At 58.0% G+C, this 14463-nt stretch carries 8 protein-coding genes; 2 read left to right on the plus strand and 6 right to left on the minus strand.

Annotated elements, in window-relative coordinates; all coding sequences use genetic code 11:
* On the plus strand, positions 1-421 hold a 421-nt coding region (locus ERE07_RS13135; protein ID WP_167670891.1), incomplete at its 5' end, for a zinc-binding dehydrogenase.
* Between the two features lie 237 nt (positions 422-658).
* On the opposite strand, the gene arfB is transcribed toward ERE07_RS13135, so the two are convergent.
* Positions 659-1078: an alternative ribosome rescue aminoacyl-tRNA hydrolase ArfB gene (arfB, locus tag ERE07_RS13140; RefSeq protein ID WP_130009458.1), complete on the minus strand. Its 420-nt coding sequence runs from the start codon at positions 1076-1078 to the stop codon at positions 659-661.
* A 112-nt stretch (positions 1079-1190) separates the two neighbouring features.
* On the opposite strand from arfB, the gene panD reads away from it, so the two are divergent.
* The gene (gene panD / locus ERE07_RS13145) at positions 1191-1604 is read left to right on the plus strand and encodes an aspartate 1-decarboxylase (protein WP_130009459.1); all 414 of its coding nucleotides are present in this window, start codon (positions 1191-1193) and stop codon (positions 1602-1604) included.
* 19 nt (positions 1605-1623) lie between these two features.
* On the opposite strand, the gene malQ is transcribed toward panD, so the two are convergent.
* From malQ to ERE07_RS13170, 5 genes are read right to left on the minus strand one after another with little or no spacing between them, the layout of a single operon-like run.
* Entirely contained in the window at positions 1624-3837 is a 2214-nt protein-coding gene (malQ, locus tag ERE07_RS13150) for a 4-alpha-glucanotransferase (RefSeq protein WP_130009461.1), read from the minus strand.
* Complete coding sequence (gene glgX / locus ERE07_RS13155) at positions 3838-5955, minus strand: glycogen debranching protein GlgX (RefSeq protein WP_130009462.1); 2118 nt, start codon at positions 5953-5955, stop codon at positions 3838-3840.
* A 3-nt stretch (positions 5956-5958) separates the two neighbouring features.
* The gene (glgB, locus tag ERE07_RS13160) at positions 5959-7971 is read right to left on the minus strand and encodes a 1,4-alpha-glucan branching protein GlgB (RefSeq protein WP_130009464.1); all 2013 of its coding nucleotides are present in this window, start codon (positions 7969-7971) and stop codon (positions 5959-5961) included.
* On the minus strand, positions 7968-11429 hold the full coding sequence (treS, locus tag ERE07_RS13165; protein ID WP_130009466.1) for a maltose alpha-D-glucosyltransferase: 3462 nt from the start codon (positions 11427-11429) through the stop codon (positions 7968-7970). The genes glgB and treS overlap by 4 nt, the downstream gene beginning before the upstream one ends.
* Positions 11423-14443, minus strand: a complete 3021-nt coding sequence (locus tag ERE07_RS13170; RefSeq protein ID WP_130009467.1) for an alpha-1,4-glucan--maltose-1-phosphate maltosyltransferase — start codon at positions 14441-14443, stop codon at positions 11423-11425. Before ERE07_RS13170 ends, treS begins: the two co-directional genes overlap by 7 nt.
* Positions 14444-14463: the final 20 nt, after the last annotated feature.

Raw genomic sequence — 14463 nt, forward strand, 5'->3', positions numbered from 1 at the left:
GTTCGGGATGACAGATTTCATCAATCCCAACCAGGTCGAGAACGTGGTCGACCATATTATCCAGCTTACCGACGGCGGCGCGGACTACTCCTTTGAATGCATCGGCAACACCAAAGTCATGTGCCAGGCACTCGAATGCTGCCATCGCGGCTGGGGCCAGTCCATTATCATCGGCGTCGCCGAAGCCGGCGCCGAAATCGCCACCCGTCCGTTCCAGCTGGTGACCGGGCGTGTCTGGAAAGGCTCGGCTTTCGGCGGTGCGCGTGGCCGAACAGATGTTCCCGCCATCGTCGACTGGTATATGGATGGAAAGATCAATATCGACGACCTCATTACACACACCCTGGCGCTGGAACAGATCAATGAAGGCTTTGAACTCATGAAGCGCGGTGAATCCATACGCTCGGTTGTCATGTACTGATGGAATGAGGCGCTACAGGGTGCATGATATTGCAGGTGGGGCAGGGGCGCGTCGTGCCCCCTGACAGATCAACCCACTGTGCCATCATCCAGGTTGCTCCTGTTGACTTGAAGATGCTGCCGTTCCCTATGAGACTTTACATAATATACATTATGCGTTCTATCGGCTATCGTCCTTTTCACCCACATGGCGTAGTACGCAGGATAAATGCCTCCAATCAATGCACTCAGGCATGCCCTATGCCAAGTCGATGGATTTTCCCCGCAAACGCTTCACCTGTCCGTGCACTATCTTGCGCTGCACCCGGCGTCTTTGGGATGCCCGTGTCGGTCGGGTCGGTTTGCGAGGGGCTGGCTTGTCCAGCGCAGTGCGAACCAATGCGATCAGGCGTTCGATTGCATCGCTGCGGTTTTTCTCCTGGCTGCGAAATGATTGCGCCTTGATGATGATGACGCCTTCTTTCGAGATGCGCCTGTCCGGAAAATCAAGCAACGCAGTCTTGTTGCTGTCAGAAAGGCTGGAGCGAGCAATGTCAAACCGCAGATGAACGGCACTGGACACCTTGTTGACGTTCTGGCCGCCCGCGCCCTGCGCACGAATCATGGAGAATTCGATTTCGTCTTCGTTCAGGACAACCGCATCGCTGACATGGAGCATGTATCGTTACAACCTATCATTCTGGCAGGCGGGCGAAAGACGGGCGCGCACCCACGTCGCGCAATCGCCCATATTACAATACGCGTCCCCTTCCCCTACTTAGAGAATACCAGTGAGAAAAGTAGTTCGCGGCAAACTCCACGGCATACGCGTTACCGGCGCAGACCTCGACTATCACGGATCCATTACCCTGGATCCAGATCACTGCGAGGCGGCGGGCATCCTGCCCATGGAGTTCGTCGATATCTGGAACAAAAATTCCGGCGCGCGCATCAGCACCTATGTCATATATGGTGAGCGCGGTTCGCGCTGCTGCATCCTGAATGGCGCGGCAGCCCGCACATGCCAACGCGGCGACGAAGTCATCATTGCCAACTCGGTTTATGTGAACGAAAACGAGATCGAACACATCAAGCCTTCCATCCTGACGTTTCACCCCGACAACACCATCAACGAGCGCCTTGGCTACAGTGTGGGCCATGATGATCAGGACCGGCTTACGTTCAAGATCGTCAAGTTTGATTGAATGCGCTCAAAGATTCGGCCTAGCCTGACCTGCCTTGTATGATGCTGGCCAGGCTTTTTTGGCTGTCTGCCTGGTCAAACACGCGGCAGACAGGCTGCGGTAAGCGCTGGATCCAGCTGGGATGGCTGTCGGGAGCGGCTGCGCCCGCCATTGATGACACCGTCTGGACGAAGGCTGGCAACGGGGACAATACACGCATCGAAAACGATGGCAGTGCAGAAACAGCGACTGTGCCAGGTAGATTGGGCTGTTCAAGTACGCCCAGGATATCTTCGATGGGAATCATCACCAGCGGGCTGGGGGTCGCGGCTACATACTCGAGAATAGCCTGTCTTGGTGCAACGTTCTCACCCGCATCCTGAGCACGGTATGAAGGCAGCCTGGACAGCAGCGCTGTTTTTTCCGCCGCCCTCAGTTGGCGCTGTGTTTCAGCCTGCTCAGCTGATAGTTGCCCCAGTTGCGCCTGCCACTGTATATCCCGACCTCTCCACCACCCTTCTATCGTGGGAAGATCATGAGTCGTGGTGGTTGCCATGGTCCAGTCGGGCCAGGGCTCGTCATGCTGAAACCACAGCACACTGGTGCCAAAAATGCCCTTTTGCTTCAGCGTGTTGTTGAAATCAGGCTCGACAGTGCCGAGATTTTCGCCGATGACAATGGCCTTGTGTCGCCACGCCTCAAGCACAAGCAGGCCGAGCATCTCCCTGAATGGATACTGCAGGTATGCGCCGTCGCCAGCCTCTGCGTCTTCAGGCACCAACCACATGCGTGCCAGGCCCATAACATGATCGATGCGTATGCCGCCAGCATGGCGCAGGTTGGCGCGCAGCGTTTCGACAAAACCCGCATATGCGCTGTTGCGCAAAGCATGCGGTGAAAACGCGGTAATGCCCCAGGACTGGCCTAGCGGCTGAAACAAATCTGGTGGCGCGCCTACGGACACCTTCTGCAGCATATCGGCCTGACGGCGCCATGCGTGGCTGCCTCGCGCATCCGTACCAATGGCCAGATCGGCGATCAGTCCAACAGACATGCCGCTGGCGCGCGCTGCCGCTTGCGCGTTGGCAAGCCCACGATCGGCCAGCCATTGGGTGAAGCAATGAAAGTCCACCTCTGCGCGATGCGCCTGAGCATAATGGCGGACGGCCTCTCCGTCCGGATTGTGCAGTGGCGATGGCCAATTCTGCCAGCCGCTCTCAGGCCCCAGTTCACGGCAATATTGCGTTGACAATGCCTCGTAGCGCGCATGGCTTTCCAATGCATCGCCACCCTCTTGGCAAAACTGGCGAAAATCCCGTGCCAATGTATCGGTGGCATACTCTTCAAACCGCTCGAATAGCACGCGCAATATGGCAAGACGCGCTGGCACCAGAGCGTGCCAATCTATCGTGTCTGCCTGCATGCACTTATCCCCTGCCCTCGCCTCGCTGGGATCCGCCAGATGAGACCAGCCTGCCGCACGAAGCACATCAGAGGCAATGGGGCTGTCAGTCATCGCACAGGCCACCACTTTGCGTCCCAACACCAGCTCCGGCTCGGCGTAAGCAACGTTCAGAAACAATCGGCTGGAGGGCGAATAGGGACTGTACCGTTCAGGCGCTGCGGTGAACATTGCATGAACGGGGCTGATGGCCAGCGCACTGGCGCCAACATGGCCCGCCTGCGTGGCAAACCTGGCGAGCAAGGAAAAATCGCCAGCCCCGTTGGCGGCGACTGCGCTGCGCAGACTATAGACCTGCGTGGCGATGCCCCATGCGCGCGACTGCTCTGCATCGGCGCTTGCGCGCACCGAAGGACAGCAGTGTGGACAGACCGCAATCGATATACAGGCATTGCCGATACAAAGTGTGTGATAACCAGGCTCATTGATTGCAGGAATACACACCCTGTCATGCGTTTGTCGTTCCGCAGTGCCATCAATCCGTTTGCCGGACTCAAGCCTGAGCTGATAAGGTAAGGCGTCGCGCCAGGGGATGATCAAGGATTGCCCCACATCGATCACCCATAACCGCTTGCTCGCAACCACATTGTCAGCGGCTTCGCTTGCTGCCAAGAGGCGATAGCTGTCTTGTATCTGCGCTGCGGATGCGCACGGAAGCCCCATTGCCACAAGGAGGCTGCGCAGGCTGTCATCGCATACTTGGCGCATATTGCCAAATACATCTTGCCAGACAGGGGTAAGTCCTGCTGCATACGCCAGTCGATGTAAGTCCGCGCTACCCTTTTCCCCCATTTACGACTCCGGCTGGGATTGAGCTTCTATACCGGCAAGCAGCACGAGTCCGTGAGCGGCGACCTTGACATGATGCTGCGCGGGCACACCTGGCCTGGCATCGGGCGCACTGCTGTCCAGTTGTATGGCCATGGCGCAAGGTAACGACGGCAGCATAAATTCAATGGGTTTGTCGCCGGCATTGAGCAGGAGCAAGGTGATGTCGATAGTGCCGTCCTGCAATGACGCTGCCCGCTGCAATCCCAGCACGCGCCCGTCGTGGTAATCCCAGGCTGCCTGCGACATGGCCTTGCCATCCATGTCGTACCAGCAGATACGAGGTAGCCCCTGTTGGATCTCATGATTGCCATCTTCAAAACGCGCAACACGCAATGAGGGGTGTTGGCGTCGTAACGCACCCAGCCTGGCAACATAGGCAGTCAATGCTCGACCTTGTGGCGACGCTGCCTGGGTCCAGTCCAGCCACGAGGTTTCGTTGTCCTGACAGTACGCGTTGTTGTTGCCTCCCTGGCTATTGCCGAACTCATCGCCTGCAAGCAGCATGGGTGTGCCATTCGAAAAGAACACGCTGGCCAACATTGAGCGCAGCACCGTCCCGCGGATGCGAAGGATGTCGATGTTATCGGTCTCTCCTTCATGGCCCCAGTTGGCGCTGTAGTTTTCACCATGGCCATCGGCGTTGTCGTCACCATTGGCTTCGTTGTGTTTCTCGTTGAATGATACGAGGTCGTGAGCGGTGAAGCCATCATGCGATGCGATGTAGTTGACAGAGGCCCAGGGGCGTCGGTGGCGGCGATCGAAGATGGCTGGCGAGCCGATCAGCCAGTCTGCCAGATCGCCACGCAATCCGGGCTCGCCTTTCCAGAACCGGCGCATGCCATCCCGAAAGCGGTCATTCCACTCGGCAAATCCCGGGGGATGATTGCCCAGCTGATAGCCGTCGGGCCCCGTATCCCAAGGTTCTGAAATCAGTTTGAGGCGCGACAGCACGGGGTCTTGCAGAATTGCGTCAAAAAACCCTGAACCCGGATCAAAACCAGTGCCCTCGCGCCCCAAGGTCGTACCCAGGTCGAAGCGAAAGCCGTCGATGCGGTAGCTCTGTGCCCAGTAACGCAACGAGTCCATGACCATCTGAAGCACCCTGGGGTGCGAGAGGTTAACGGTATTGCCACAACCGGTATCATTGATGTAATAGCGTTCGTCACCCGGGACCAGGCGATAATAACTGGCGTTGTCCAGGCCACGCCACGACAGCGTTGGACCAAGCTCATTGCCTTCGCACGTATGGTTGTAGACCACGTCCAGTATCACTTCAATGCCGGCCTGCTGAAGGCGGCGTATTGCCATGCGCAAGTCGTTGTTGCGGCCGCCTGTCAGATAGGAAAGTTCGGGGGCAAAAAAAGCCAGGCTGTTGTATCCCCAATAGTTTCGAAGCCCGCGCTCGACGAGAAAATGATCGTTCAGGTAGGCATGTACGGGCAGCAGTTCAATCGTCGTCACGCCCAGTTTGTGAAGATGGTCAATGAAGCGAGGATGCGCCAGCCCGTCGCTGCTTCCTCGCCACTCCGGACGCACATCCTCGCGCTGCAACGAAACGCCGCGCAGATGTGCTTCATAGATAACCGTATCCGCCCAGGGAATCGTCGTGCGCGACGCCGTGCCCCAGTTGAAGTTATCGCTGGTGACCACGCATTTGGGCACAAACAGAGATGAATCGCGTCTATCCTGGCTAAGATCGGCCTTGGCGTGCTGGACGCGATACCCGAACAGCGCGTCGGACCATCGCAACTGCCCTGCAAGCTTGCGCGCGTAGGGATCGATGAGCAGTTTTTGAGGGTTGAAACGATGGCCGTGCCTGGGGTCGTAAGGGCCATGGGCTCTGTAGCCGTATATCAGGCCAGGCTCGGCATCTGGCAGGTAGCCATGCCAGATCTCATCCGTACACTCGGGCATGCTATAGCGTTTGAGTTCTTTGCGGCCGCGAGGGTCGAAAATGCACAGATCGATTTTGCTGGCGTTCGCGGAGAACACTGCAAAATTGACACCCAACCCATCACTGGAGGCGCCCAGTGGATAGGGCAAACCTGGCGCTAATATATCGGGCAACGTCAATCTCATGTTTTACCCTTCTGCGATGAAAACAAGTGTTGCGAGAGGCGGCAGCATCAATGACAGTGACTGAGCGTATCCATGTGACACCACCGCCTGCGTATGGGCTGCGCCCTGATTGCCAACGTTCGATCCGCCATAGTGCTCTGCGTCGGTGTTGATGGCTTCGCGCCACCGCCCGGGTTTGGGGACGCCAATGCGGTAATCTCTGCGGGGCATGGGCGTCATGTTGCTGACCATCAGCACAGTTCGGTCGTGGTGGCGGCGCAGAAAAGCGAAAACGCTGTTGTCGGCGTCGTCGCCGATGACCCAGGCGAAGCCTTCCGGTACAGTGTCGCTGCCATGCAGGGCAGGCTCCTGGCGATACAACATGTTCAGATCGCCAAGCAAGCGTTGTACGCCCGCGTGAGGATTGCCTGCAAGGTCAGACACCTTGCCGCGCGTATCAGGCAGCCTGGCGTCGCGCGCTCGCGCTGCATCATGCAGGCATGCCCAGTCCAGCTCGCCGTCATGGTCCCATTCCTGCCATTGGGCCAGTTCGCAGCCCATGAACAAAAGCTTCTTGCCCGGATGGGTCCACATGAAGCCGAGATACGCCCGCAGATTCGCGAAGCGCTGCCAGCTGTCGCCGGGCATTTTTTCTATCAAAGCCCCCTTGCCGTACACAACCTCGTCGTGCGAAAGCGGCAGGACAAAGTGTTCGGAATAGGCGTACACCATGCCGAATGTCATATCGTTGTGGTGATAGCGCCGATGGACGGGATCAAGATGCATATAACGCAAGGTGTCATGCATCCATCCCATATTCCACTTGTAATCAAATCCCAGCCCGCCCTGCTCCACCGCGGCGGTCACGCCCGGCCATGCGGTTGACTCCTCCGCAATCATGAGGGCGCCGGGGCATATTTGCTTGATCAGGGTGTTCAACGCCTGCAGAAACTGCACCGATTCGAGATTTTCGCGGCCGCTATGGCGATTAGGCAGCCACTCGCCCGCTTTGCGGCTGTAATCAAGATAGAGTAAAGACGCTACTGCATCTACCCGCAATCCGTCGACATGATAGCGGCGCAGCCACTCCAGCGCGCTGCCAACCAGGAAATTGCGCACCTCATTACGGCCCAGATTGTAGATGAGCGTATTCCAGTCCGGGTGAAATCCCTGTCTGGGATCGGCATGCTCGTAAAGGGCGGTACCGTCAAAGTTAGCCAAGCCATGTGCGTCTGACGGAAAATGCGCGGGTACCCAATCCAGAATCAGGCCCAGCCCCGCGGCATGGCAGCGATCCACGAATGCGGCAAACTGCGCAGGCGTTCCATACCGCGCAGAAGGCGCATAAAGGCCAAGCGGTTGATATCCCCAAGAGCCGCCAAAGGGATGTTCCGTAATCGGCAACAGCTCTAGATGAGTGAAGCCCATCTCGACAGCATAGTCGATCAGGCGAGCGCCCATTTCTTCCCATAGACTGGTGCTGCCGCTTTGACGCAACCATGAGTCGACATGGACTTCGTAAATAGAGATAGGCGCATTCGGCGCCTGTTTGAGCGCCCGGTGCGCCATCCAGGCGTCATCGGTCCAGGCAAATTCCTCTGGATCAGAAACCACAGAGGCCGTTGCTGGCGGCCTTTCGGTTTGCCTTGCGTAGGGATCTGCCTTGTAGGGCAAGCCTTGCCCTGCATGATTGCGCAAGGCAAACTTGTAAAGGGCGCCGGCCTGGATCTCGGGGATGAACAACACCCAGACGCCACAATCGGGCAGCAGTTTCATGGGATGGGCGGCTTCGCGCCAATCGTTGAAATCTCCAACCACTGCCACCGCACTGGCGTTAGGCGCCCAGACGGCAAATCGTGTACCGAGAACACCTTGCCGCTCGATAACGTGGGCGCCAAGGCAGTCGGCAATATGCTGATGTCTGCCCTCTCCGATCAGATGAATATCGAGCGCGCCGAGCAGGGGTACGGATTCTTGGTCCGACGAAGCAGCCTTCTGCGTGGTGTTTCCTGGGGACGTCTGGTGCTTATTGCTCATGATCGGCTGGCACCTCCGGCCGATGCGCTGGCCCTCTGTATCCGCCTGACCGCGTCCAACAGCCCTTTCAGTGGGATGCCCACCCAGAGCGGCCGATGCGCAACCTCATAGCACACTTCATAAGCTGCCTTCTCCAGCAAGGCGAGATTGAGCAAGCCATGGTCCTCCATCGCAGGCCAGGAATCCGTTGCCGATTGATCAACACTCTGCGTTTCGACCTGCGGGCCTGCCGCCTCGGCCATGGCATTGGCATATCCTTCCAGAAATGCGGTGGTGGCACTCAGGCAAAACTGGTCGAGCATCCTCTGGCGGATCTGAGCCAGACCAGGTGGCCCACTGGGCCCGGCGCTCTGAGCAGATATCCTGGCCGCCTCCTGCGCGTCGTCTGTATTCGCGGCGGGAGACGCAGACGCCTCGGCCATGGCAAACGCCGCCGACGCATAGTCGAAAGAGCGTATCATTCCAGCCACATCACGCCATGCGCTCGTCTTGGTGCGGCGTTCATCCAGCGGCCGCACCGGCTCGCCTTCAAAGTCGATGAAGTAGGCATCGCTCTGTGCAATCAGTACTTGCCCGAGATGCAGATCGCCGTGGATCCGCGTTAAGACAGTATCCGTCAGCGCCTGCGCAATCTTGTCGATCTGCCCCGACAGCGACTTCTTGTCCTGCTCCAGTTCGCGCAACTGTGATTGCGCAGACTCCGGTAATTGCGTGCGCATTCCCGCGGCTGCTTTGATTGCGCGTTCAAGCATTGTGCGAACGGATCTCGCCCATGCTTGAGCGTCGCGCCGCCGCGCCTGTGTCGGTTGAAAGGCCTCATCCTCGCAGGGTTGTGCCAGCACGGCGTGCATCTGCGCCAGCCGTCGGCCTATGGTAGCCGCCATGCTCCGGTAGCCATGCAACTCTTCCTCGTGCTCGACGCGAGACTCATCGGACACGTCCGTAAAGGCGGCATTCTCCAGCATGCGCTTGAGATATTCCTGCGTCCAGGACCAGGCATCGCCCTGATTGTTGATCCGGCAATGCAGCAACGCCAGCGTGTGAGGCGTTCCATCCGCATCCACGCGCAACAACTCCCCAAGCAGCGCAGCGATATTGCCATATCCCGCGCGACCTAGATGCCGTGACATTTCCGCTTCGGGATGTATGCCGGCCACGACGTGCCGCACCAGTTTCAGGGCGGCGTCGTCACCTATCATCAGAGAACTATTGCTCTGCTCACCATGAAACCACAGCATTTCTGGATCAGGTGGCCATGGCACGTCATGCAATCTGGACTCTGCGCGAAACTGTATGCTGGCCTTGCCAACAGTCGTTCTTACAGACAGCTTTGTCTCCGCGCGGAAATTCTCGAGCAGAGCTTGTACGAACTCCGGCACCGAGTAGCCGTCGGTAGCCAGGCCCAATTCCGAGCCTCGACGCACTCTTGCCATCGCGTACTGCGCAGGCATGCCGCCTATCGCCTCACTCCACAGCAGCGCCAGCGGCAAAAAATACGCCTGCTGGCTACCTTCCTGCTCCAGCGTTATCTCAGCCAGGAACAGATCTGTCTGGGAGGGTAATGGCACAACATAGGAAATCGCGATCGACGCCGGCCCGTGTCCACCCGAAAACCAGCGCTGGCGCTGCAGGTAGACAGGCAACACCGTTTGGCACAACGTGCGCATGGATCCTTCCATCAACTGATAGCCTGCTTTACGTCTTAACACCAACGTGGCGTACTCGGGCATTTGTTCCGGCGCCGCCGCATGCCACGAAGGTGGTGCGGCGCTTGCGCTCAGTTCAAACCAGTAAAAACCATAGGGCGGCAGCGTCAAAAGATAAGGCAACTCGCCGATCGTCGGAAACGGCGTACCACCCAGGATTTCAATGGGCACCCTACCCGACATCATGGATAGATCAAGTTCGACAGGCTGCGATGCATTCGAGAGATTCGCTACGCAAAGCAGACTCACTTCTTCGTATTCGCGCAGATAAGCCAGAATCTTGCGATTGCCGGGAAACAGAAAGCGCAAGCTGCCGCGACCAAATACATGGGTTTGCTGCTGCCGCTTGATGAGCATTCTGCGAGTCCAGTTAAGCAGCGAGTGCGGGTCGCGCTGTTGCGCCTCGACATTGACAGCCTCGTAGCCGTACAGTGGTCCCATCAGCACCGGCAAGGGGAGCCGCTCCGGATCTGCCCGTGAAAACCCGCCGTTGCGATCCGGGGACCATTGCATAGGTGTACGCACGCCGTCGCGATCGCCCAAGTGTATGTTGTCTCCCATTCCAATTTCATCACCGTAATACAGCACTGGCGTACCAGGCATGGACAGCAACAGGCTATTCATCAGCTCAATGCGACGGCGGTCGCGCTCAAGCAACGGAGACAGGCGGCGGCGTATGCCCAGATTGATGCGGGCGCGGCGGTCTGCCGCATAGACATCCCATAGATAATCACGCTCGCTACTGGTCACCATTTCCAGCGTCAGTTCATCGTGATTGCGCAGAAAAATGGCCCACTGGCAATTGGCGGGTATTTCCGGCGTCTGCTGCATGATGTCGGTAATGGGAAACCGGTCGGCGCGTGCGATGGCCATATACATGCGCGGCATCAACGGAAAATGAAACGACATATGGCACTCATCGCCTTGGCCGAAGTATTCCTGTGCGTCCTCTGGCCATTGATTGGCTTCTGCAAGCAACAGACGACCAGGATAGTCCTTGTCCATGGCGGCCCTGATCTGGCGCAGAATCGCATGGGTTTCGGGCAGATTCTCGTTGTTCGTACCCTCTCGCTCAACGAGGTAGGGAACGGCATCCAACCTGAGACCGTCCACCCCCATATCCAACCAGAACCGCATGACTGCGATGACTTCCTTCAGCACCTTGGGATTATCGTAGTTCAGATCGGGTTGATGTGAATAGAAACGATGCCAAAAGTAGGCTCCGGCAACAGGATCCCAGGTCCAATTGGATTTCTCGGTATCGCAGAAAATAATGCGCGTCCCGGCATAGGCCTGGTCGTTGTCGGACCAGACATAGTAGTTGCGTGCCGCGGATCCTGGCTTTGCGCGCCGTGCTCGCTGGAACCAGGCATGCTGGTCCGAGGTGTGATTGACCACCAACTCGGTAATCACGCGTAACCCTCGTTGATGCGCTTCGCGTATCAGTCTGCGCACGTCCCCCAGTGTGCCGTAGCCTTCGTGTACGCCTCTATATTCCGCAATATCGTAGCCATCGTCGCGTCTTGGCGATGGATAGAACGGCAGCAGCCAGATGGTGTTGACGCCCAGGCTGGCGATGTAGTCCAGTTTGGAGACAAGCCCGGCGAAGTCTCCCTCGCCATCGTTATTGGCATCGAAGAACGATTTGACGTGCAACTGGTAGATCACGGCGTCTTTGTACCAGAGCGCGTCATCGCGCAGCAGCGTACCGGATTGCGTTTGGGCCGAAGGGGTTCCTGTATGCTTTACCATGACGGCAACAGTCTCCAGATCACGAACGGGCGCTCAGGCGTCAGTTCAATACGGTGATGCTGGCCCGTCAGTTCAAATGCCTGATCGGCCCACAGGTCATGCAGATGCACCTTTCCCTCGTCGGGAACGCCCCACAACCATAAAGGCAACTGGAGCGTGCCGGCCTGCGGGGCGTGCGGATCCAGGCTGATGGCGACAATGACCACACTGTCTGCTTCGCGCGTCGATTTGGTGAAAAAGAGAATATGCCCGTTGTCAATATGATGAAAACGGACGCCCAGATGCGACTGCAGCGCCGGGTTCAGGCGGCGCAAGTGATTCAGTTGGGTAATTTCCGCCACGATGTTGCCGGGTCGGGCCATATCCCATTGCCGTATCTCGTACTTTTCCGAGTTCAGATACTCTTCCTTTCCCGGCAACGCTGTCGCTTCGCACAGTTCAAAACCCTGGTACATGCCCCACACTCCTGACAGCGTGGTTGCAAGCGCTGCGCGAATCAAAAAGGCCGCCCTGCCCCCATCCTGCAGGAACCAGGGGTTGATATCGGGCGTATTCACGAAAAAATTGGGACGGAAAAAATCCGCAACCGGGGCAGCGTTCAATTCGCTCAAATACGATTCCAGCTCCTGCTTGGTGTTGCGCCAGGTAAAGTAGGTATACGACTGAGAGAATCCAATCTTGCCTAATCGATACATCATCCTGGGTCGGGTGAAGGCCTCTGACAGAAAAACAACCTGTGGGTATCTGGTCTTCACTTCCGCTATCATCCATTGCCAGAATGGCAACGGTTTGGTGTGTGGGTTGTCGACCCGAAAAGTCGATACGCCCTGCTCTGCCCAGAAGAGAACGATGTCGCGGAGCGCAGCCCATAAATCATCGCGCGGACGTCCCTGCGCATCGTAGAAATCAGGGTTAACAATGTCTTCATAGCGTTTGGGCGGGTTCTCCGCATAGCGCAAGCTTCCATCCGCTCGCCAATCGAACCAATCGGGGTGCGTCGTCAGCCACGGATGATCCGGAGAACACTGTATGGCAAAGTCCATGGCGATTTCCATGCCATGCGCCTGGGCCGCGTTGAGGAGCATCCGGAAATCCGCTGGCTCGCCAAGCTCGGGATGCAGTACGTCGTGTCCGCCTTGCTCTGAGCCAATGGCATAGGGGCTGCCGGGATCGTCGGGTTCGGCGCGCAGTGCATTGTTCCGGCCTTTTCGGTTGGCCCGCCCAATGGGGTGTATGGGCGGAAAATACAACACATCGAACCCCATCGCAGCAATATCGGACAATCGATTCACGACATCCAGAAAGGTGCCATGCGTGTCGCGCCCCGCACCCTGCGAGCGCGGAAACAACTCGTACCAGCTGGCATAGCGTGCCCTGCGACGATCCACGGTCAGCGGATACATGTTCGAACATACCTGAAAAGGTCGGTGCTCGCTTGCCTGCATAAGCTGTGCCAGCTCCGTTGAAAGGAGCGCATCAATCGCCTCGGGCGCTGGCGCGTCGGTTGCTTGCCGAAAATCTTCAATGCGCACAGCGATCTCTGGACTGGTAGCGTGCATCCGCGCCATGGTCTGCGTCAACAGTTGGCGCCCCTCCTCGATCTCGAGTGCGACCTCCTGCCCTGCTTGTACCTTCTTGCCGAGATACTCCCTGAAGGATGACCATTCGTCGCGCCATGCCTGAACAATATAGAAACAGCTGCCTACAATCCGGGGATAAAAACTTGCTTCCCATACATCGTTGCCCACCTCTTGCATGGTGACGCGCTGCCAGGGTGTCTGGCTTGCGGATCGCCACAGCACGCTGGCTGAAATCCGTTCATGGCCATCGGAAAAGATTGAGGCTTGCACGCTCACGCGATCACCCACGCACGCCTTGGCCGCAAATAGTCCGTTATCGACGGCAGGCGTCACGTGTTCAATGGCAATACGCGAAGCGTCTTCGCCTCGCATCGACTCACTTGTCCGGTCGGCGCGACAAATCTGCGCGAGGGTCAACCCGCCCGGAGGCAACTTTTCCGGTGTCGTCGCACCCTCCGGAAAAACATGGTCGTCAGGTAATCGCGCGGCCAGCATATTCCAATCCACGATCGTGGACGCTTCCCTATCGGGGTTGACGACCAGCGCACTGCTTGTCCCGTCGCTGCGGGCGAACGCCGATACCTGCGCCAACGGCCCGGTCAGGCACACGATGCGTTCCCCTGAAACTGTGCCCGGCACGGGCGCTTCTGCATGCGCCATGCAAGACGAACCACCCGTTTGCCTGTTGTTCAACGTTGTTTGCTGTACGAGCCATCGCTGCACCTTGGCAAGCGTAGCCGGGTCTGCGTCCGCCACAGAAGATGGCGTCATCAGAATGCCGTCGCCAAAAAAAGCAGCCATCCACAAACGATCCGACATCGGGATCCCTGCAAACTGCTGTGATGGTTGGACTTGCCCATTTGCCGCGTCGAGGTCCACGACAGGTGCCAGAACAGGCGCCAGCTGTGACAGGCGCTTGTGTTCCTCCAGCAACCACGTCGCTCGACCATCCCACCAGGGAAGCGAGAGGCAGGTCGCGCTAAAGCCTGCGGGGATCAGCGACGCAATCTGGCGCGGATTCAGGCCAGGAGTCCAGGCAACAAACGCAAAATCAGGGTAGTCGAGGTGAACGCGGGCAATAATCTGCTGCCATATCGACACATCGACCTGCATGGGGCGGCGACACACTACCCCCGCGCTGTCTGCGGCAGCCCATTCAAGCAAAGGCCGCACCCCGTGTTCCAGCGCATGCTCGGTGCCAGTGGAAAGCCAACGCTCCGCCTGTCCAGGACTGTCGCCAAACAGCACAAAACTTCGCAGCGGTATCAACGCTGGATGCGCGCCATCGTGGTCGCTTGGCACCAGCACCGCAGACGACGATGCGCCTATCGGGTCAAGATCTTGCCCGGACAAGGGGGGCGGCGAGACGATGCGCTGATCCACATAGGAGATGCGGTGACGCAAGCCTCCCGCCGAGTGTTGATGCGTCGACATGGGAAGACTCCCTCAGTGCG

Origin of the sequence: Allopusillimonas ginsengisoli (assembly GCF_004153455.1) — a bacterium.
Lineage (GTDB): Bacteria > Pseudomonadota > Gammaproteobacteria > Burkholderiales > Burkholderiaceae_B > Allopusillimonas > Allopusillimonas ginsengisoli.